The 19,029-nt window shown below is 72.3% G+C and carries 16 protein-coding genes; 8 read left to right on the forward strand and 8 right to left on the reverse strand.

Annotated features, from left to right (window positions below; all coding sequences use genetic code 11):
• Window positions 1–147: 147 nt before the first annotated feature.
• On the forward strand, window positions 148–366 hold the full coding sequence (locus EIM47_RS06450; RefSeq protein ID WP_232211023.1) for a polyprenyl synthetase: 219 nt from the start codon (window positions 148–150) through the stop codon (window positions 364–366).
• Window positions 367–567: 201 nt separating this feature from the next.
• Here the strand turns inward: EIM47_RS06450 and dcp are convergent, their stop codons facing one another.
• From dcp to EIM47_RS06480, 6 genes are all read right to left on the reverse strand, one after another.
• The gene (gene dcp / locus EIM47_RS06455; protein WP_125076443.1) at window positions 568–2,721 is read right to left on the reverse strand and encodes a peptidyl-dipeptidase Dcp; all 2,154 of its coding nucleotides are present in this window, start codon (window positions 2,719–2,721) and stop codon (window positions 568–570) included.
• Between the two features lie 293 nt (window positions 2,722–3,014).
• Window positions 3,015–4,916 (reverse strand): molecular chaperone HtpG, encoded by a 1,902-nt coding sequence (gene htpG, locus EIM47_RS06460; protein WP_125076444.1) that lies wholly within the window; start codon window positions 4,914–4,916, stop codon window positions 3,015–3,017.
• Between the two features lie 114 nt (window positions 4,917–5,030).
• Window positions 5,031–6,125, reverse strand: coding sequence for an ABC transporter permease (locus EIM47_RS06465; RefSeq protein ID WP_028915716.1), 1,095 nt, complete (start codon window positions 6,123–6,125; stop codon window positions 5,031–5,033).
• Complete coding sequence (locus EIM47_RS06470; protein ID WP_240626176.1) at window positions 6,122–7,084, reverse strand: ABC transporter ATP-binding protein; 963 nt, start codon at window positions 7,082–7,084, stop codon at window positions 6,122–6,124. The genes EIM47_RS06465 and EIM47_RS06470 overlap by 4 nt, the downstream gene beginning before the upstream one ends.
• Window positions 7,074–8,054: an HlyD family efflux transporter periplasmic adaptor subunit gene (locus EIM47_RS06475; RefSeq protein WP_125076445.1), complete on the reverse strand. Its 981-nt coding sequence runs from the start codon at window positions 8,052–8,054 to the stop codon at window positions 7,074–7,076. Before EIM47_RS06475 ends, EIM47_RS06470 begins: the two co-directional genes overlap by 11 nt.
• Window positions 8,051–8,764: a TetR/AcrR family transcriptional regulator gene (locus EIM47_RS06480; RefSeq protein ID WP_240626177.1), complete on the reverse strand. Its 714-nt coding sequence runs from the start codon at window positions 8,762–8,764 to the stop codon at window positions 8,051–8,053. Before EIM47_RS06480 ends, EIM47_RS06475 begins: the two co-directional genes overlap by 4 nt.
• Window positions 8,765–9,307: 543 nt before the next feature.
• Between EIM47_RS06480 and EIM47_RS06485 the strand changes: the two genes are divergently transcribed.
• Both EIM47_RS06485 and EIM47_RS06490 read left to right on the forward strand, forming a co-directional pair.
• On the forward strand, window positions 9,308–9,871 hold the full coding sequence (locus EIM47_RS06485) for a YdeI/OmpD-associated family protein (protein WP_125076447.1): 564 nt from the start codon (window positions 9,308–9,310) through the stop codon (window positions 9,869–9,871).
• Between the two features lie 132 nt (window positions 9,872–10,003).
• Complete coding sequence (locus EIM47_RS06490) at window positions 10,004–10,231, forward strand: hypothetical protein (protein ID WP_019399301.1); 228 nt, start codon at window positions 10,004–10,006, stop codon at window positions 10,229–10,231.
• Window positions 10,232–10,316: 85 nt separating this feature from the next.
• On the opposite strand, the gene EIM47_RS06495 is transcribed toward EIM47_RS06490, so the two are convergent.
• The gene (locus EIM47_RS06495) at window positions 10,317–12,203 is read right to left on the reverse strand and encodes a DUF885 domain-containing protein (protein ID WP_125076448.1); all 1,887 of its coding nucleotides are present in this window, start codon (window positions 12,201–12,203) and stop codon (window positions 10,317–10,319) included.
• 179 nt (window positions 12,204–12,382) lie between these two features.
• Between EIM47_RS06495 and EIM47_RS06500 the strand changes: the two genes are divergently transcribed.
• On the forward strand, window positions 12,383–13,528 hold the full coding sequence (locus EIM47_RS06500) for an alpha/beta hydrolase (protein ID WP_125076449.1): 1,146 nt from the start codon (window positions 12,383–12,385) through the stop codon (window positions 13,526–13,528).
• Between the two features lie 3 nt (window positions 13,529–13,531).
• Here EIM47_RS06500 and EIM47_RS06505 read toward each other — a convergent pair whose 3' ends face one another.
• Complete coding sequence (locus EIM47_RS06505) at window positions 13,532–15,442, reverse strand: EAL domain-containing protein (protein ID WP_240626178.1); 1,911 nt, start codon at window positions 15,440–15,442, stop codon at window positions 13,532–13,534.
• Between the two features lie 198 nt (window positions 15,443–15,640).
• On the opposite strand from EIM47_RS06505, the gene folE reads away from it, so the two are divergent.
• The 4 genes from folE to egtD all read left to right on the forward strand — a co-directional run bounded on the left by folE (window position 15,641) and on the right by egtD (window position 18,991).
• On the forward strand, window positions 15,641–16,234 hold the full coding sequence (gene folE, locus EIM47_RS06510; RefSeq protein ID WP_019399297.1) for a GTP cyclohydrolase I FolE: 594 nt from the start codon (window positions 15,641–15,643) through the stop codon (window positions 16,232–16,234).
• 4 nt (window positions 16,235–16,238) lie between these two features.
• On the forward strand, window positions 16,239–16,634 hold the full coding sequence (locus EIM47_RS06515) for a YchJ family protein (RefSeq protein WP_028915722.1): 396 nt from the start codon (window positions 16,239–16,241) through the stop codon (window positions 16,632–16,634).
• 78 nt (window positions 16,635–16,712) lie between these two features.
• Window positions 16,713–18,011, forward strand: coding sequence for an ergothioneine biosynthesis protein EgtB (gene egtB, locus EIM47_RS06520; protein ID WP_125076450.1), 1,299 nt, complete (start codon window positions 16,713–16,715; stop codon window positions 18,009–18,011).
• Window positions 18,012–18,022: 11 nt separating this feature from the next.
• Window positions 18,023–18,991 carry an L-histidine N(alpha)-methyltransferase gene (gene egtD, locus EIM47_RS06525; protein ID WP_125076451.1) on the forward strand — a complete coding sequence of 323 codons (969 nt, stop codon included), beginning with the start codon at window positions 18,023–18,025 and terminating at the stop codon, window positions 18,989–18,991.
• Window positions 18,992–19,029: the final 38 nt, after the last annotated feature.

Consider the following 19,029-nt stretch of genomic DNA (forward strand, 5'->3'; position numbering starts at 1 on the left):
GGCTGACCGGGCACCGCCAGCAGGTACTTGCTGCGGTACTGGCCGTTGAAGTTGTCCTCTTCCTTTGCCTTGCCCGGCTACGGAATTGCCATGGGGAGGGGCGGCATCAGGCAGAATGGCCGCCTCCCCCGCATGATCCGGATGGCCATGGACGTTGAAGCTGTAATGCGCGCCGCGCTGGTCGAAGCCGGCTACGGCCCCGATGCGGTGGGCTCGGCGCTGCCGCGGATCATGCGCATCCTGCAGGCCGAGGACGTGCGCCTGGAGGTCGGCCGCCCGCTGTCGCGCAAGGAGCGCGAGTACGTGCGCCTGCAGCTGGAGATCGGGCTGAGCGTTCCGGAGATCGTTGCCGCCCTCAAGCGCTGAGGGCGCGGGCGTTCCCGCGGTGATGCCACGACATGCGTGGCCCGGACAAGGCCGAAGGCCGCATCCGGGTTGGGTGCCGGGAACGCGCCATCGGCAATGCGCCGGCCTCCTGGCCCCCTCCCGAGCGCCCGTTGGGAGGAACCGGAGCAGCAAAGAAGAAGGCCCGCTTGCGCGGGCCTTCCTGTCGCTGCAGCGCGCGGCTTACTTGAGGCCGCGGAACTCCAGCAGCGGCTCGACGCTGGGATCCTTGCCGCGGAACTCGCGGTAGGCACTGGCCAGGTCGCGCGAGTGGCCGATGGAGAGGATCTTCTCGCGGAAGACCTTGCCGTTCTCGCGGGTCAGGCCGCCGTTCTCCTCGAACCACTTGAAGGCATCGTGGTCCAGCACCTCGGCGCCGAAGTAGGCGTAGTAGCCGGCCGCATAGCCGCCGCCCCAGACATGGGCGAAGTAGTTGCTGCGGTAGCGCGGCGGCACCGCGGCCAGGTCCACCTTGTACCTGGCCAGGGCCTGCTTCTCGAACGCGTCCACGTCCTCCACCCTGGCGTCGGCCGGCAGCAGGTGCCAGGCCAGGTCCAGCAGCGAGGCGGCCAGGTACTCGGTGGTGGCGTAGCCCTGGTTGAAGGTGCGCGCGCGCACGATCTTCTCCACCAGCTCCTTCGGCATCGGCTCGCCGGTCTGGTAGTGGCGGGCGTAGTTGGCGAACACCTGCGGGTAGAGCGCCCAGTGCTCGTTGAACTGCGAGGGGAACTCGACGAAGTCGCGCGGCACGTTGGTGCCGGACAGGCTCGGGTAGGTGGTCCTGGAGAACAGGCCGTGCAGGGCGTGGCCGAACTCGTGGAACAGGGTGGTGACGTCGTCGAAGCTCAGCAGCGCCGGCTGGCCGGGCGCGGGCTTGGTGAAGTTCTCGACGTTGTAGATCACCGGGATCGTGCCGGCCAGGCCGTCCTGCTCGACGAAGTTGCCCATCCAGGCGCCGCCGCGCTTGCTCGGGCGCTTGAACGGATCGAGGTAGAACACCGCCAGCTGGGTGCCGTCGGCGTCGAACACGTCGAACACGCGCACGTCCGGGTGGTAGACCGGCAGGTCGGTGCGCTCCTTCAGGGTGATGCCGTACAGCTCTTGGGCGGCGTAGAACACGCCGTCCCTGAGCACGCGGTCCAGCTCGAAGTAGGGGCGCACCTGGGCCTCGTCCAGGTCGTACTCGGCCTGGCGCACCTGCTCGGCGTAGAAGTCCCAGTCCGCGGCGCCGGCGCTGAAGCCGCCACCCTGGCGGTCGACCACCGACTGGATCTTGGCCAGCTCGGCGCGCGCGCGCGCGGTGGCGGCCGGCACGGTGTCGTTGAGCAGCTTCAACGCCGCTTCCGGGGTGCCGGCCATCTGGTCGGCGATGGCGTAGGCGGCGTAGTTGTCGAAGCCCAGCAGCTGCGCCTTGCGTGCGCGCAGCTTGGCCAGGCGCAGGATGGTGGCGCGGGTGTCGTTGTCGTCGCCCCGGGCGGCGCGGTTCATCGACGCGGCCAGGATCTCCTCGCGCAGGGCGCGGTCCTTCAGCTTGCCCAGCACCGGCTGCTGGGTGGTGTTCTGCAGCTCCAGCAGCCAGCCCTCCTTGCCGGCGGCCTTGGCCGCCTCGGCGGCGGCGGCGAGGGTGCCCTCGTCCAGGCCTTCCAGGCGCGCCTTGTCGGTCACCAGCACGGCGCCGGCATTGGTGGCGGCCAGCAGCTTGGCGCCAAACGCGGTGGTCAGCGAGGACTCCTCGGCGTTGAGCTTGCGCAGCTCGGCCTTGTCCGCGTCCGAGAGCAGGGCGCCGGCGCGCACGAAGGCGTCGTAACGGTGCTCGACCAGGGTCTTCTGCTCGGCGTCCAGGCCCAGCGAGTCGCGCTGGTCGTAGACGGCCTTGACCCGGGCGAACAGCGCCGGGTCGAGGTGGATGGCATCGCTGTGCTCGGCCAGCTTCGGCGCCAGGACTTCCTCGGCCGCCTGCAGGGTCGGGTTGGTGTGCGCCGAGGTCATGGCCTCGAACACCAGCATCGCGCGCGAGAGCAGGGCGCCGGCGCGCTCCATCGCCTCGATGGTGTTGGCGAAGCTCGGCGGCTCCGGGTTGTCGGCGATGGCGCGGATCTCGGCCAGGTGCTGGCGCATGCCCTCCTCGATCGCCGGCTGGTAGTCGGTGTCGCGGATGCGGTCGAACGGCGGCGCCTGGAAGGGCAGCGGACTGGGCGCCAGCAGGGCGTTGTCGCCCTGGGCGGCGCCGGCGGGGGTGGCACTGGAATCGGGCATGGCGTTTTCGTTGGCGGTACGTTCGCCGCAGGCGGACAGGGCCAGGGCGATCGCCGAGGAAAGTAGCAGCTTGCGCAGCATGTAGGGCTCCGGAGGGGCCGGTCAGGATCGCCGGCCATTGGTCCCAGCATGCGCCCGGGGCCCGGGGCAGGGCAGTGCCGGAGGTCCCGGGGGCGGGGCAGTCCCGGCAAAGCAGGGCCGCCCGGCGCAGCTGCCGGTGTGGCTGGGCGGCGCCAATGCGCGCTACCCGGGGAAGGCCCTGGGCAGCGCGGATGGAGGCGGCGACCGATCCGCAGGCGCTGGCGCGGCGCCAGCGGCAGAGGCGGCCGCCGCACGGCGCCTGCGGGGGGCAGGCGGCGGCGGGCGCAAGGCGCTCAGCCCGCCAGCAGGCGGTTGATCCGCTGCACGAAGGCGGCCGGATCGGCCAGCGGCGCGCCGGCGGTCAGCTGCGCCTGCTCCAGCAGCAGGGTCGCCAGGTCGGCGGCCTGGGCGTCGTCCCCGGTGGCCGCGATCCGTTGCAGCAGGGCGTGGCGCGGATTGACCTCCAGGGTCGGCAGGCTTTCCGGCACGGCCTGGCCGGCCTCGCGCAGCAGTCGTGCCAGGTGCGGTGCCATCTCGTACTCGGCCAGGGCCAGGCAGGCCGGCGAATCGGTCAGGCGCGCGGACACGCGCACCTCCTGCACCTTGCCCTCCAGCAGCTTCTTCAGCCGCTCCAGCAGCGGCGCGGCGGCCTGGGCAGCCTCCTCCTGCTGCTTCTTCTCGGCCTCGTCCAGCGGCAGCTCGCCCTTGGCCACGTGGCGCAGCGGCTTGCCGGCGTACTCGTGCAGGTGGCCGACCATCCACTCGTCGATCCGGTCGGACATCAGCAGCACTTCGATGCCCTTGCCGCGGAACGCCTCCAGCTGCGGGCTGCCGGCGGCGGCGGCGTGGCTCTCGGCGGTGACGTACCAGATCGCGTCCTGGCCCGGCTGCATGCGCTCGATGTAGTCGTCCAGCGACACCGTCTGCGCCGCGCCCTCGCCACGGGTGGAGGCGAAGCGCAGCAGCCTGGCGATCCGCTCGCGGTTGGACGGATCCTCGACGATGCCCTCCTTGAGCGTGTTGCCGAAGGCCTTGAGGAAGGCGGCGAACTTCTCCGGCTCCTCGCGCGAGAGCCTGTCGATGAGGTCCAGCACGCGCTTCACGCACGCCCCGCGGATCCGCTCCAGCTGGCGGTTCTGCTGCAGGATCTCGCGGCTGACGTTGAGCGGCAGGTCGTCGGCATCGACCACGCCGCGCACGAAACGCAGGTAGTTGGGCAGCAGCTCCTCGGCCGCGTCCATCACGAACACGCGCCTGATGTACAGCTTCAGGCCCTTGCGCTCGTCGCGCCCGCCCATCAGCAGGTCGAACGGCGGCTGCGAGGGCAGGTAGAGCAGGGTGGTGAAGCTCTGGCTGCCTTCCACGCGGTTGTGGGTCCAGGCCGCCGGATCGTTGAAGTCATGGCCCAGCGACTTGTAGAAGCCGCGGTAGTCCTCGTCGCTGATCTCGTTCTTCGGCCGGGTCCACAGCGCCGAGGCGTCGTTGACCGTCTCCCACTCCGGCGCGTCCTTCTTTTCGTCCTTGCCGGTCTCCTTCGGCATCCGGATCGGGAAGGCGATGTGGTCGGAGTACTTGCGCACCAGCGCGCGCAGCTTCCAGCCATCGAGGAACTCGTCCTCGCCCTCCTTCAGGTGCAGCACGATGGTGGTGCCGGTGTGCTCCAGCATGGCCGGCTCCAGGGTGTACTCGCCGCGGCCGTCGCTTTCCCACTTCACGCCGGCCTCGGCCGGGGTGCCGGCGCGGCGGGTGAGCACGGTGACCCGGTCGGCGACCACGAAGGCCGAGTAGAAGCCCACGCCGAACTGGCCGATCAGGCGCGCGTCGGCCTTCTGGTTCTCGCCCAGCGCCTCGAGGAAGCGGCGGGTGCCGGAGCTGGCGATCGAGCCGATGTTGGCGATCACCTCGCCGCGGTCCATGCCGATGCCGGTGTCGCGGATGGTCACGGTGCGGGCATCGCGGTCGTGGCTGATCTCGATCCGCAGCTCGCCCTCGCCGGCCAGCAGCTCCGGCTTGCCGATGGCCTCGAAGCGCAGCTTGTCGCAGGCGTCGGAGGCGTTGGACACCAGCTCGCGCAGGAAGATCTCCTTGTGCGAGTACAGCGAGTGGGTCACCAGGTGCAGCACCTGGGACACCTCGGCCTCGAACCGGCGGGTCTCGGAAGCGGGGGCGGACGTTTCGGTGGTCTCGGTGGTCATCGGAAGGTCCCCTGGGACACGGATTGCAGGGGTCCGATGTGTTGGCGCGGCGGCCGTTTTCAAGGTGGCCGGCGCAGGGGCGGGCGGGCGCTGCAAGCGCCGTCCCGGCGGTGGCTAGTCCAGCCGCTTGCGGAACCGCAGGATCGCGGCGGTCATCATCACCGCGGTGAAGGCCGCCAGCGCCGCCACCGAGGGCCACAGCTCCCACAGGCTGGCGCCACGCAGCATCACCCCGCGCACCAGGCGCAGGAAGTGGGTCATCGGCAGCACCTCGGCCACCCACTGCGCCAGCTTGGGCATGCCCGCGAACGGGAACATGAAGCCGGACATCAGGATCGAGGGCAGGAACACGAAGATCGTCATCTGCATGGCCTGGAACTGCGACTGCGCCCGGGTCGAGATCAGCAGGCCCAGCGCCAGGTTGGCCACGATCAGCAGCAGCGCGGCGATGTACACGTCCAGCAGGCTGCCCAGCAGCGGCACGTCGAACATCCAGATGCCCAGGGCCAGGATCAGCGTGGTCTGGACCAGGCCGATCACCGCGTAGGGCAGGACCTTGGCCACCATCAGCTCGCTGCGGTCCAGCGGGGTGGCGATCAGTAGTTCCATGTTGCCGTGCTCGCGCTCGCGCACGATGGCCATGGCGGTGAACATCACCATGGTCATGGTCAGGATGATGCCGATCAGGCCCGGCACGATGCTCACCGCGCTGCGCCGCTGCGGGTTGTAGAAGCTCACCACCTCGATCTGCGGCGTGGCCCGCGCCGGGCGCCCGCCGGAGGCGCGTTCCAGCGGCGTCTGCGCGATCTGGTTGGCCGCCGCCTGCACCACCGTGTCGGTGCCGTCGACCATCACCTGCAGCGCCGGGCGGCCGTCGGCCAGGCGCCGGTCGAAATCCGGGGGCACTGCGATGCCCACGCTGACCTCGCCCCGGCGCAGCATGTCCACCAGTTCCTGCGGGGTATCGGCCACGGCCGTGGTGCGGATGACGCCGGTGGCGTTGATGTCCATCACCGCCGCGCGCGAGGTCGCGGTCATGGCCTGGTCGGCCACCGCCGCCGACAGGTTGCGCGGGTTGAAGTTGATCGCGTAGCCGAACAGCAGCAGGTCGATCACCGGGATCACCACGATCAGCGCCATGCTGATGCGGTCGCGGCGGATCTGGCGCAGCTCCTTGAGCACCACGGCCCATACCCGGCGCAGGTTCATGCCGCGTCCTCCATGCCGGCGCGGCCGCGGGTGGCGGCGACGAACACGTCCTCCAGGTTCGGATCGGAGGCGCCCACCTCGCCGGCCACGCCCGCGCGTCGCAGCGCATCGCGCACCGCATCCTCGACCTGGCCCGCATCGGCGGTGGCCAGCACACGCAGGCTGTTGCCGATCTGCGCCACGCTGATCACCTGCGGCAGGCCGACCAGCACCTCGTGCGCGCGCCGCGGCTGCGGCGCCAGCACTTCCACCGTGCGTCCGGACAGCTGGCCGGCCAGTTCGCCGGGGCTGCCGTCGGCCACCAGCCGGCCGCGGTCGAGGATGGCGATGCGATGGCAGCGCTCGGCCTCGTCCATGTAATGGGTGGACACCAGCAGGGTGGTGCCCGCATCGGCCAGCGCGAACAGCGCTTCCCAGAAATCACGCCGTGATTCGGGATCCACCGCGCTGGTGGGTTCGTCCAGGAACAGCAGCTCCGGCCCGTGGATCACCGCCCCGGCCAGGGCCAGGCGCTGCTTCTGGCCGCCGCTGAGGGTGCCGGCCAGCTGCTTCTGGCGGTCGCCGAAGCGGTAGCGCTCGACCAGTTCGTCCACCCGCTGGCGGCTGTGCTGGCGCGGCAGGCCGTACACCGCGGCCAGGAACTCCAGGTTCTCGCGCACCGACAGGTCTTCGAACAGCGAGAACCTCTGGGTCATGTAGCCGATGCGCAGGCGCAGCGCGTCGGCTTCTTTCGGGATGCGCAGGCCCAGCACCTCGATCTGGCCCTCGCTGGGCGTCAGCAGCCCGCACAGCATGCGGATGGTGGTGGACTTGCCCGAGCCGTTGGGCCCCAGGAAGCCGTACACATGCGCGCGCGGCACGGTCAGGTCCACGCCGTCGACCGCGCGCAGCGGGCCGAAGCACTTGCTCAGGCCGCGTGCGCGGATGGCGATCCCCTCCTCGGGCGCTTCAGCGTGCATTGCCGAATTCCACCCGCAGCGGCAGTCCGGCCGGCAGCTCGCCTACGCCTTCGCCTTCCAGTTCCACCTCGGCCAGGTAGCTCAGGCGCGCGGCGTCCTTGCCGGTCAGCGCGTAGTACGGAGTGAACACCGGTTCGCTGCGGACCATGCGCACCCGGCCCGGGTAGCTGCGTTGGCCATCGGCGCCCACCTGCACGCGCACCGCCTGGCCGACCTGCACCCGCGGCCGCAACGGCTCGGGCACGTAGATGCGCGCGTAGGGACGCTCGCCGACCAGCAGCACCGCCAGTGGCGCGCCGACCGGGGCCTCGTCGCCGGCGCGGTAGGGCAGGCTGTCGACCCGTCCGGCGCGCGGGGCAACCACGTCCAGGCGACCGGTGGTTTCGGCCTGGCCGCGCAGCTGCGCCTCAGCGGCGGCCAGCGCGGCCTCGGCCTGGGCGACCTGCTCCGGGCGCACGCCGTTCTCAAGCTCCTGCAGCGCCGCGCGCGCGGCGGCGACCTGGGCCTCGGCATTGCCGGCGGCGGCGCGGGCGCGGTCGACCTCGGCGGCCGAGACCAGCTGGCGCGCGCCCAGCGGCTGCACGCGTTCGAAGTAGGCGCGCGCGTCGCGCGCCTGGGCCTGGGCGGCCGCCAGGTTGGCGCGGGCTTGGGCGATGTCCTCGCGGCGCGCGCCATTGCGCAGTTCCTCCAACGCCTGGCGCTGGCGCGCGACCTCGGCCTCGGCCGCGGCCAGCTGCGCGTCGCCGCGGGTGCGTTCCAGCACCAGCAGGCGCTGGCCGGCCCCGACCCGCTCGCCCTCGCGCACCTCGATGCTGGCGATGCGCTCGGCGGCCGGGGCGGGCAGGGTGATGCGGTCGTACTCCAGCGTGCCCAGCGCCTGGTCGGTGGCGGGCCTGCAGGCGCCCAGCACGAGGACGGAAACGGCCAGCACCGCGGTGCGCGCCAGGGCCGGCCACGGGAAGCGGATCATGCGGGCAGCTCCAGGCCGCGCTCGAGCAGGGCCAGCGCGTGGTTGCGGATGGCGTCGATGCCCAGGTCCTCGGCGGCGAACAGCTGCCGCCAGATCGGCGCGCCGGAGGCGGGGAACAGGGTCAGGCCGACCAGCGAGACCATCAGCAGGCGCGGGTCCAGCGCGGGATTGAGCCGGCCGGCGGCCTGCTCGGCGGCAAAGCGCGCGGCCATCACCGCTGCCAGCTGCGGCGCCAGGCGTGACACCAGCAGGTCGCGCAGCTCGCCGCCCTCGCTGACCACCTCGCGGATCCACAGCGGCGGCAGCCATTCGTGGCGCCGCACCTGCGCGCAGATCACGTCGACGAAGGCGGCCACCACCTCGCGCAACGGGGCCTCGGGCATGCCCAGCAGGGTGTCGCGCACCTGCTGGAACACCGGCATCAGGCGCTCGCCGATCACCGCCTCGCGCAGGCCGGCGGCGTCGCTGAAGTAGTAGTGCACCAGCGCCGGCGTGACCGCGGCCTCGGCGGCGATGTCGCGCAGCCGGGTGGCGGCGATGCCGTGGCGCACGTAGCAGGCCAGGGCGGCATCGAGCAGGCGCTGGCGCTGGTCCAGGCCGGCCCCCTGGGGCGGGCGGCCGCGGCTGCGGCGGGGGGCTTCGGCGGAGGCCGCGGCGCGGCCGGCGGGGCGCCCGGGACGGGGCCGCGCGCGCTTCGTGATAGCGGTCACGGGTGGATCCTGGGTTTCGGGAGGGGTGTCCGGGCTCATGGCCCCGGATTTAATTGACTCATTAATTAAATTGCAACTGCTTGTCGCGGGGAGGTTTTGTGGGGATTCAGTGCGGTGAAACCCGGGTCAAGGCGCGGCCCGGGCCGCGGCCGCGTTGCGCCGCACCATACGCACCTCTACTAGTAGCGTTCCCAGAACCGGAAAATCACGTTATGTTCAGCCCCGGGAGTGGCGCGCGACTCGGGGGAGCGCAGCGCCTCAGCCAGACCGCGGGCCCCATTGGCCGCGGAACCTGGCCTCCCCCTGGCCTGCATACGCAGGTCGGGACAGGGGTCCAAAAGGGGTTCGGATGTACCGAACAATTGGCAGGCTGGTTCCGTTCCAAACCAGCAGCCATGCGGTCGAATGTGGCGCCGTGACGGGGGTCGCGGCTGCAACGACCTCCACCTGGTGACCTGCTGGCCGTGGCCGCGTCCCGGGGGGAGGGACGCGGCCACGGTGATTTACAGTCCCGGCCGTGACCGGCCGGTGTAGGGTTGGGCCATGGCCCGCAAGACTTCCGCCCCGTCTCCCGGCCCGGTCCGCTTCCGGGCCCGCCTGGCCCGGCCCCTGCGCCCGGCCGATGCCGACTGGACCTTCCTCGTCCTGCCCGCCGCCGCCAGTGCCCGCCTGCCCAGCCGTGGCCAGGTAAGCGTGGCCGGCACCCTCGCCGGACAACCCTTCCAGGCCACCCTGCAGCCGGACGGGAAGGGCGGCCACTGGCTGAAGGTGGAGCCGGCCCTGGCCGCGGCGGCCGGGGTCGCGGCCGGGCAGGAGGTCGCGCTGGAGATCGCCCCGCTGGAGCAGGAGCCGGAACCCGAAGTGCCGGAGGACCTGGAGCGCGCGCTGGCCGCGCAGTCGCGGGCGCTGGCCACCTGGCGCGACATCACCGCGGCGGCGCGCCGCGACTGGATCCACTGGATCAGCTCGGGCAAGAAGGCCGAGACCCGCGCCGGCCGCATCGCCAGCGCCTGCGACATGCTGGCCAAGGGCAAGCGGCGGGCCTGCTGCTTCGACCGATCCGGGATCTACAGCAAGGCCTTCGCCGCGCCCGAACCGGCGCCCTGAGCGGAGGCGGGCGCGCGCCGGTCGCCGCTGGCGGGGTTCCGTCGGCGCATTCCCGGTTCCGTCGCAGCGCGCTTGCGGCTCCGTCCGCGGCCGCCGAGGCTTGCCTGGCATGACCGAGGAGGACTGCCGCCGATGAACACCCTGTTCGCGCTTGCCGCCTGGTGCCTGCTGCTGGTCCTGTGCTGGCCGCTGGCGATCCTGGCCCTGTTGCTGTGGCCGCTGGTGTGGCTGCTGTCGCTGCCGCTGCGGCTGGTGGGCATCACCTGCTCGGCCCTGTTCGAGCTGCTGCGCGCGCTGCTGATGCTGCCGGCCCGGCTGCTGGGCGGCGGGCGGCGCGGGGCCGTGGTTCGGGATTGCTGATTGGTGCCTGCAAGGCCCTGTCCCGCCGCCATGTGGTGCAAAAAGGCCCGGCTTTCGCCGGGCCTTCCTGCTTCCCGGGCCGGGGTCAGGCCTGCTTGCGCGAGGCGATCCAGGCGTCGACGCGACGCTCCAGCAGGTCCAGCGGCATCGCGCCGCCGCCCAGCACCGCGTCGTGGAAGCCGCGGATGTCGAAGCGCTCGCCCAGTGCCTCCTCGGCCTTCCGCCGCAGCTGCTGGATGCGGATCATGCCGACCTTGTACGCGGTGGCCTGGCCGGGCATCACCAGGTAGCGCTGGATCTCCGAGCGGATCGCCGCGTCCGGCACCGAGCTGTTGGCGCGGAAGTATTCCACCGCCTGTTCCTCGGTCCAGCCCTTGGCGTGCATGCCGGTATCCACCACCAGGCGGATCGCGCGCCACATCTCCGACATCAGCCGGCCGTACTCCGAATACGGATCCTCGTAGGTGCCCGGCATCTCCTTGGCCAGCCATTCCGCGTACAGGCCCCAGCCCTCGGCGTAGGCGGTGTCGAACATCTGGGTGCGGAACTGCGGCACCCCGGTCAGCTCCTGGGCGATGGAGATCTGCATGTGGTGGCCGGGCAGGCCCTCGTGGTACGCGATCACCTCCAGCTCGGTCCTGGGCATGGAGTTCATGTCCGACAGGTGCGCGTAGTAGATGCCCGGGCGCGAGCCGTCCGGGGTGCCGGGGTAGTAGTGCTGGGCGGCGCCGTCCTGCTCGCGGAACGCCTCCACGCGCTTGACCACCAGGTCGGCCTTGGGCAGCAGGCCGAAGTACTCCGGCAGGTGCTGCTTGATGTTCCCGATCTTGGCGGTGGCGTCGTCGATGTAGGCCTGGCGGCCGGCGTCGGTGTTCGGGTACAGCCGCTTGGGATCGGACTGCACCTGCCGGAAGAACGCCTGCAGGTCGCCCTCGATGCCCAGCTGCTTCTGCACCTGCTCCAGCTCGCCGCGCAGGCGCGCGACCTCGGCCAGGCCCAGCTCGTGGATCTGCTCGGCGGTCATGTCGGTGGAGGTGTGGCGCTTGAGCTGGGCGGCGTAATAGGCCGCGCCGTCCGGATGGGTCTGGCCGACGCCGGTGGGGTTGACCAGGGCGTTGGGCAGCTCGGCCTCGGCAAAGGCGATCACCCGCTCGTAGGCCGGCTTCACCGACTCCAGCAGGGCGGCGCGCGCCTGCTGCTTGAGCTCGCCGGCGCGGGCGGCGTCGATCTTCCCGGCCTGGACCAGGGCATCGGCCTTGGCCTGGGCGTCGGCCCACAGCGCGCTGTCGGCGCCGGCGCCGAACGGCGCGCCGGTGATCACCTTGCGCGACTGGTCGATCACGCCCTCCAGCGCGAACCGCGGCGGGCGGATGCCGGCGGCGGCCGAGGCGCGGGCGCGCTCCAGCAGCTGGTCGAAGGCCACGCCCACCTTCTGCAGGCGCGAGACGTAGGCCAGGTAGTCCTGCTCCTCGTCGACCTTGTGGAAGCCGATCAGGAAGGTCGGCAGTTCGCTCTGGCGGCCGCCCATCTGCTCGAACGGATAGTCGTGCGCCAGGTACTGCAGCTCGACCCGGGCGCGCTCGGCCTGCTTCTTCCACAGGTCCCAGGACAGCTGCGCCTCCGGGTCCAGGCGCGCGTAGTCGAACTGCGATTCCATCTCGCGCACCGAGGCCTCCAGCCACTCCACGCGCTGGCGCAGGCCGGCCTCGGACATGTCGTCGAGCTGGTCGTACAGCTCCTTGCGGCCGAGGAAGGTCAGCTGCATCGGGCTGAAGCGCAGCGCCTCCTCGTACTTGGCGTCGAACCAGGCATTGAGGCGCTGGGTCTCGGCCTGGACGGCCGCCGCGTCCGCCGCGGCGGCCTGGGAGGTGCCGGCGTTGCCGGTGTCTCCCTGGCTGCAGGCGGTCAGGGCCAGCGGCAGGGCGAGGCCGAGGGCGATGGCGAGGGTGCTGCGGGCAAGGGCAGGACGCACGGGACAACTCTCCGGAAGTGGGGACAACCGCCGCATTCTGCTGCATGCGGGGGCGCGCCGCACCGCGGCCCTGGTCATGGCGGAGCGACGGCGATCACGCGCCCCGGGACCTGTGGCATATGCCGCGCCGGCGGCGGCTGCCCACAATCGCGCCGGCCCGTGCCGAACCGGAACCGCCCATGCATCGTGCCGCCCTCCTCCTGCTTGGTTGCCTTGCCGCCTGGATCCCCGCCGCCGCGGCGGAGGACTGCGCCGACCATGCGGCCTACGCCCCGGGGCGCGAACTGCTCGCCGAGCTGGAGCGCATCGTCGCTCCGGAAGGCGTGCAGGAGGCGTACGAAGTGCCGGTCAACGGCGTGCGCCACTGGGTCCACGTGCGCGGCCAGGACCACGCCAACCCGCTGCTGCTGTTCGTGCACGGCGGGCCTGCCTCGCCGGTGATCCCGACCCTGTGGCAGTTCCAGCGCCCGCTGGAGGAGTACTTCACCGTCGTCCACTACGACCAGCGCGGCGCCGGCCGCACCTTCCGGCTCAACCCGCCGGAGGCGATCGACGGCACCCTGCGCATCCAGCAGTACGTGGACGACGCCATCGCCCTGGCCGAGCACCTGCGCCAGCGCTACGGCAAGCGCAAGCTGGTGCTGGCCGGGCACAGCTGGGGCACGGTGGTCGGCATGCACGCCGCGCTGCAGCGGCCGGACCTGTTCCATGCCTACGTCGGCATCGGCCAGGTGATCCATGCCCGGACCAACGAACGCCTGAGCTTCGAGTACGGCCTGGCCCGCGCCCGCGCCGAGGGCAATGCCGCGGCGGTGGCGGAGATGGAGGCGATCGCCCCCTATCCCGGCGACGCGCCGCTGACCCGCGAGCGCATCGTCACCGCGCGCAAGTGGGCGCAGTACTACGGCGGGCTCAGCGCGTTCCGCGACAACTCGCGCTGGTTCTTCCACGGCGCCCTGCTGTCGCCGGACTACGACGACGCCGACCGCTGCGCGATCGACGCCGGCAGCCTGTTCACCCTGGGCCGGGTGCTGGACGAGTTCCTGCAGGTCGATTTCCGCGGCGTGCGCCAGTTCCCGCTCCCGGTGGTGATGTTCATGGGCCGCCACGACTACACCACGCCCTCACAGCCCACGGAGGAATGGCTGCGGCAGGTGCGCGCGCCCTACCGCCACGGCGAGTGGTTCGAGCGCTCCGCGCACCTGGTCCCGTGGGAGGAACCCGGCCATGCCCTGGTGGCGCTGCTGCAGCACGTGCGCCCGCTGGCGGTCGCCGGCGAGGAGGGCGGTGCCAATGACGGCGCCGGCGTCGGCTCCGTGCGCTGAGGCTCAGGCGCCGGCGGGTGCCGGCGCGCGCTGCGCGCTCTCCAGCCAGGCGCGCACCGCTTCGGCCGGCATCGGCCGCGCGAACAGGTAGCCCTGCATCAGGTTGCCGCCCAGCTCGCGCAACACCGCCAGCTCCTCGCGCGTCTCCACCCCCTCGATCACGCAGCCCAGCTCCATGTCGCGGCTCAGCGCCAGCAGCGAGCGCACGATCTTCATGCTGGTGGGCTTGTCCGGGATGCCGGTGACGAAGCGGCGGTCGATCTTGATCTTGGTCAGCGGCAGCGCCAGCAGCTGGCTGAGGCTGGAGAAGCCGGTGCCGAAGTCGTCCAGCGACACGCCGCAGCCCAGCCCGCGCAGCTGCCCGGTCGCGCGCTGCAGCTGGGCGGTGTCGTGCAGCACCGCCGTCTCGGTGATCTCCATGTCGATCCGGGCCGGGTGCACGCCGCTGAGCTCGATCAGCTCCAGCAGCCCGGCCAGGTCCTCGCCCGAGCCGAGGTCGTGCATCGACAGGTTGAACGACAGGCCCACCGCCTCCGGCCAGCGCCGGGCCTCGGCCAGGGCCTTGCGCAGCAGGGCGCGGGTGATGCGGTTGACCAGGCCGGCGCGCTCGGCCACCGGGATGAAGTCCGCCGGCGAGACCGGGCCCAGTTGCGGGTGGGTCCAGCGCGCCAGCGCCTCGAACGCCAGCGCCTTGCCGGTGGCCATGCACATGATCGGCTGGAACGCGACCGACAGCTGCGCCTCCAGGTCGGCGTTGCGCAGCGCCTGCTCGATCGCTGCCTCGTGCTGGATGCGCTGGTGGTGGTCGGCCGAGAACAGGCTTACTCCGCCGCGGTGCTGGCGCTTGCCGTGGTACAGGGCGTAGTCGGCGCGCTCGTACAGGTCCTCGGCATGGCCGGCCAGGTCCGGGTACAGCACCAGGCCCATGGTCGCGGTGACCTGCAGCGCCATGTCCTGCAGCTGGAACGGCTCGCGCAGCTGCGCGCAGACGTCGCGGGCGAAGGCCACGTAGGCGGCGTCGTCGCCCAGGTCCTCGGCGATCAGCGCGAACTCGTCGCCGCCCAGACGCGCCAGGTGCACGCGGCCGTCGGCCAGCCTGGCCAGGCGCCGGCCGACCTGGCGCAGCAGGCGGTCGCCGGCCAGGTGGCCGTGCAGGTCGTTGATCGGCTTGAACCCGTCCAGGTCGATGATGCCCACCGCCAGGCGCGTGCCATTGGCGTCGGCGCGCGCGCAGGCCTCGGTGAGCGTGGCGAAGAAGGCGCGCCGGTTGGGCAGCCGGGTGAGGCTGTCGATGTTGGCCAGGCGCAGGTTCTCCGCGCCCAGCCGCTCGGCGTGCAGGCGCGCGCCGACCAGGGCGGTGAAGCGCCGGTACTGGCGCAGCAGGGTGGAGACCACGCCGAAGGTCATCAGCCCCACGCCCAGGGCCATGGCCACGAAGGTCGGCTCCCCGGTGGCGGCGAAGAACAGGACGAAGCCACCGTTGAAGATGATCGCCGCCCCCAGCATCGCCGCGCGCAGGTGCATCATGTGCAGCTGGATCACGGTGGCGCAGGTGGCCATGAAGAAGGCCACGTGCGAACGGGTATGGGCGTCGCCGTACGGGAACAGCGCCAGCGCCCAGAGGGTGAACGCCAGCGCCATCGGCCAGGCCAGGCGGGTGCTCCAGGCCAGGGCACGGCGGGCCTCGGCCGCGTCCGGCACCTGGCCGCGGCCGCGCCACCACTGCGCGAAGCGGACCAGGCAGCTGAGGGTCAGCAGCGCCGGCGCGCCCACGGTCAGCCAGGGCGGGGCGTGGGCCATGTGGGTCCAGGCCAGCAGCCAGGTATTGGCGACCAGCAGCGCGTACATGAGCGGGAGTTGGCCGGCGAACGCGCGGTACTGCGCCTTCAGCAACGCCGGGTCACCCGACGTCACTGGGATCAGCTCCCGCAGCCTGGCGATGGGTCCTGCTGGCGGCATGTGGCTCCCGGCCTCGGGCCCCCGCGCGCCGCGACCGCTCGGCGAGGGCGTGTGGTCCCCGGATAGAACGGCGGCAGCCGGAAAAAGTTGAGCGGGGCGGGGCGGCGGCCGGTCGGGTACGATTTCCACCTCCCCCGGACCGTATCGCCGCCCATGACTTCCAGTTCCCCCACCCCCGCCGTCACCCGGGAGCAGGCCGAGGAGGCCGTGCGCACCCTGCTGCGCTGGGCGGGCGAGGACCCCGGCCGCGAGGGCCTGCTGGATACCCCGCGGCGGGTGGCCGAGGCCTATGGCGACTGGTTCAGCGGCTACCGCGAGGACCCGCGCGAGTACCTGGCCCGCACCTTCGAGGAGGTGGCCGGCTACGACGAGATGATCGTGCTGCGCGACATCGAGTACGAAAGCCACTGCGAGCACCACATGGCCCCGATCATCGGCCGGGTCCACGTGGGCTACCTGCCGGCGGGCAAGGTCGTGGGCATCAGCAAGCTGGCCCGGGTGGTGGACGCCTACGCGCGCCGCTTCCAGGTGCAGGAGAAGATGACCGCGCAGATCGCCCACACCATCCAGGACGTGCTGCAGCCGCAGGGCGTGGGCGTGGTCGTGGTCGGCGCGCACGAGTGCATGACCACCCGCGGCGTGCACAAGCGCGGGGTGAGCATGGTGACCTCGTGCATGCTCGGCAGCTTCCGCGAGGACGCGCGCACCCGCTCGGAGTTCCTGCGCTTCATCGAGGGCCGGCGCTGAGGCCATGGCCGCGCTGGAGACCCGCGACTGCCCCTGCGGCACCGGCCGGCCCTACGAGGCCTGCTGCGGCCGCTGGCACGGCGGCGAACCGGCCCCGGACGCGCTGGCGCTGATGCGCTCGCGCTACAGCGCCTACGTGCTGGGCCTGCCGGACTACCTGCGCGCCACCTGGCACCCCTCCACCCGCCCGACCGCGCTGGACCTGGACGATCCGGACGGCCTGCGCGTGGTCTGGCTGGGCCTGGCCATCAAGTCCCACCGCGCCGCCGGCGACCGCGCCGAGGTCGAGTTCGTCGCCCGCTACCGTGCCGGCGGCCGCCCCGCCGTGCGCATGACCGAGCGCAGCCGCTTCGTGCGCGAGGGCGGCCGCTGGTACTACGTCGATGGCGACGTCTCGTGAACGCGGGTCCCTCCCTCTCCGCATCCGCCTAACGCTTCCCTGACGCAGCGCTCATGGGCGCCCGGCTAGCGTGCCGCGATGGACCTGGCCACCCAAGTCGCCATCCCCGCCCGCCACTGCCAGGCCACGGCCGCCCGCTACGCCGCCGTACGTGCCGCCAGCGTGGCCCTGGCTGCGCCGCTGTCGCCCGAGGACGCCATGCTGCAGAGCATGGCCGACGCCAGCCCGGCCAAATGGCACCTGGCCCACACCACCTGGTTCTTCGAGCACTTCGTGCTGGCCCCGGCGGGCCTGGAGCCGCTGCAGCCGCACTGGCACTACCTGTTCAACAGCTACTACGACAGCGCCGGCCCGCGCCAGCCGCGGCCGCAGCGCGGGCTGCTGTCGCGGCCGTCGCTGGCTGCGGTGCTGGCCTGGCGCGAGGCGGTGGACGCGCGCGTGCTGCGCCTGCTCAAGGCCGGCACCCTGGCGCCGGCGCAGCTGCGCCGGCTGGAGCTGGGCCTGCACCACGAGCAGCAGCACCAGGAGCTGCTGCTGACCGACCTCAAGCACGCGCTGTGGAGCCAGCCGCTGCGCCCGGCCTACCGCCCGGACCTGCCGGATCCGGCCGCGCGCCCCGCCTCCGCGTTGCCGCTGCACTGGATCGGCAGCGGCGAGCAGGTGGTGGAGATCGGCGCCCCGGCCTGGCCGCAGGCGCCGGACTTCGCCTACGACAACGAGTCCCCCATGCACCGCGTGCTGCTGGCGCCGCATGCCCTGGCCAGCCGCCCGGTCAGCAATGCCGAGTACCGCCAGTTCGTCGAGGAGGGCGGTTACCGCGAGCCGCGGCTGTGGCTCAGCGACGGCTGGGCCCGGGTCCAGGCCGAGGGCTGGGAACGGCCGCTGTACTGGGAGCCGGACCTGGAGCAGGCCTTCACCCTGGGCGGCCTGCGCGCGCTGGCCCCGCACGCGCCGGTCTGCCACCTCAGCTATTACGAGGCCGACGCCTTCGCCCGCTGGGCCGGCGCGCGCCTGGCGACCGAGGCCGAATGGGAACACGCCGCGCGCCAGCTGCCGCCGGACGGGCACTTCGCCGACGACGGCGTGCTGGAGCCGTGCCCGCCATCGGCCGGGGCCGGCCAGGGGCCGCTGCAGCTGTACGGCGATGCCTGGGAATGGACCGCCAGCGCCTACCTGGCCTACCCCGGCTTCCGCCCGTGGCAGGACGACACCGGCGAGTACAACGCCAAGTTCATGAGCGGCCAGTTCGTGCTGCGCGGCGGCAGCTGCGCCACCCCGCGCGGCCACGTCCGCGCCAGCTACCGCAACTTCTTCCCGCCGCACGCGCGCTGGCAGTTCTCCGGGCTGCGCCTGGCCCGCGACCTGCCGCGCAGCTGAGCGGAGCCCTGATGCCGCCCGCCGCGCTCGCCGCCAATCCCGTGCCCGCCGGGCCGACCCTGCGCGAGGACGTGCTGGCCGGGCTTTCGGCACGGCCGCGGCGGCTGCCGTCCAAGTACTTCTACGACGCCCGCGGCTCGGCCCTGTTCGAGGCCATCACCCGGCAGCCGGAGTACTACCTGACCCGGGTGGAGCTGGCCCTGCTGCACGCGCGCATGCCGGCCATCGCCGCGGCGGTGGGCGCGGACGCGCACGTGGTCGAGTACGGCAGTGGCAGCGGCCTGAAGACCGAGCGCCTGCTGGCCGGGCTGCGCGCGCCGCTGGCCTACACCCCGGTGGAGATCTCGCCGGCGGCGCTGGAAGCCTGCGTGTCGCGCCTGCGGCCGCGTTTCCCGCAGGTGGCGATGCTGCCGCTGCAGGCCGACTTCACCCGCCCGCTGCAGCTGCCGCGGCCGCCGCGCGCGCCGGCGCGCACCCTGGTGTTCTTCCCCGGTTCGACCCTGGGCAACTTCGTCGAGGCCGAGGCGGTGCGGCTGCTGGCTGCGATGCGCGAGACCATCGGCCGCGACGGGCGCGCGCTGGTGGGCATCGACCTGGTCAAGGACCCGGCGCTGCTGGAGGCCGCGTACAACGACGCCGCCGGGGTCACCGCCGAGTTCACCCTCAACCTGCTGGTGCGGCTCAACCGCGAGCTGGCCGCGGACTTCGACCTGTCCGGCTTCGCCCATGACGCCCGCTACGTCCCGCAGCGCGAGCGCATCGAGACCCGCTTGGTGAGCCTGCGGCCGCAGCGGGTGCACGTGGCCGGCCTGGCGTTCGACTTCGCCGAGGGCGAGGCGATCGAGGTCGAGTACAGCCACAAGTACACCGACCGGGGCTTCTCCGCGCTGGCCGCGCGCGCTGGGCTGGAGGTGGTCGACGGCTGGGGTGGCGAGCCGGAGGGTTTCGGCCTGCGCCTGCTGCGCCAGGCCGCGCGTTGACCGAGGGCAGGCCACGTGCGCCGGGTATCATGCAGCGG

The organism is Pseudoxanthomonas sp. SGT-18 (assembly GCF_003931645.1).
In the GTDB taxonomy this organism is placed as follows: Bacteria; Pseudomonadota; Gammaproteobacteria; order Xanthomonadales; family Xanthomonadaceae; genus Pseudoxanthomonas.

What these genes read in the sequence shown, in the direction of transcription:
- EIM47_RS06450 (WP_232211023.1), top strand. Translation starts at nt 148, where the DNA reads ATGGACGTTGAAGCTGTAATGCGCGCCGCGCTGGTCGAAGCCGGCTAC.
- dcp (WP_125076443.1), bottom strand. Translation starts at nt 2,721, where the DNA reads ATGCTGCGCAAGCTGCTACTTTCCTCGGCGATCGCCCTGGCCCTGTCC.
- htpG (WP_125076444.1), bottom strand. Translation starts at nt 4,916, where the DNA reads ATGACCACCGAGACCACCGAAACGTCCGCCCCCGCTTCCGAGACCCGC.
- EIM47_RS06465 (WP_028915716.1), bottom strand. Translation starts at nt 6,125, where the DNA reads ATGAACCTGCGCCGGGTATGGGCCGTGGTGCTCAAGGAGCTGCGCCAG.
- EIM47_RS06470 (WP_240626176.1), bottom strand. Translation starts at nt 7,084, where the DNA reads ATGCACGCTGAAGCGCCCGAGGAGGGGATCGCCATCCGCGCACGCGGC.
- EIM47_RS06475 (WP_125076445.1), bottom strand. Translation starts at nt 8,054, where the DNA reads ATGATCCGCTTCCCGTGGCCGGCCCTGGCGCGCACCGCGGTGCTGGCC.
- EIM47_RS06485 (WP_125076447.1), top strand. Translation starts at nt 9,308, where the DNA reads ATGGCCCGCAAGACTTCCGCCCCGTCTCCCGGCCCGGTCCGCTTCCGG.
- EIM47_RS06490 (WP_019399301.1), top strand. Translation starts at nt 10,004, where the DNA reads ATGAACACCCTGTTCGCGCTTGCCGCCTGGTGCCTGCTGCTGGTCCTG.
- EIM47_RS06500 (WP_125076449.1), top strand. Translation starts at nt 12,383, where the DNA reads ATGCATCGTGCCGCCCTCCTCCTGCTTGGTTGCCTTGCCGCCTGGATC.
- folE (WP_019399297.1), top strand. Translation starts at nt 15,641, where the DNA reads ATGACTTCCAGTTCCCCCACCCCCGCCGTCACCCGGGAGCAGGCCGAG.
- EIM47_RS06515 (WP_028915722.1), top strand. Translation starts at nt 16,239, where the DNA reads ATGGCCGCGCTGGAGACCCGCGACTGCCCCTGCGGCACCGGCCGGCCC.
- egtB (WP_125076450.1), top strand. Translation starts at nt 16,713, where the DNA reads ATGGACCTGGCCACCCAAGTCGCCATCCCCGCCCGCCACTGCCAGGCC.
- egtD (WP_125076451.1), top strand. Translation starts at nt 18,023, where the DNA reads ATGCCGCCCGCCGCGCTCGCCGCCAATCCCGTGCCCGCCGGGCCGACC.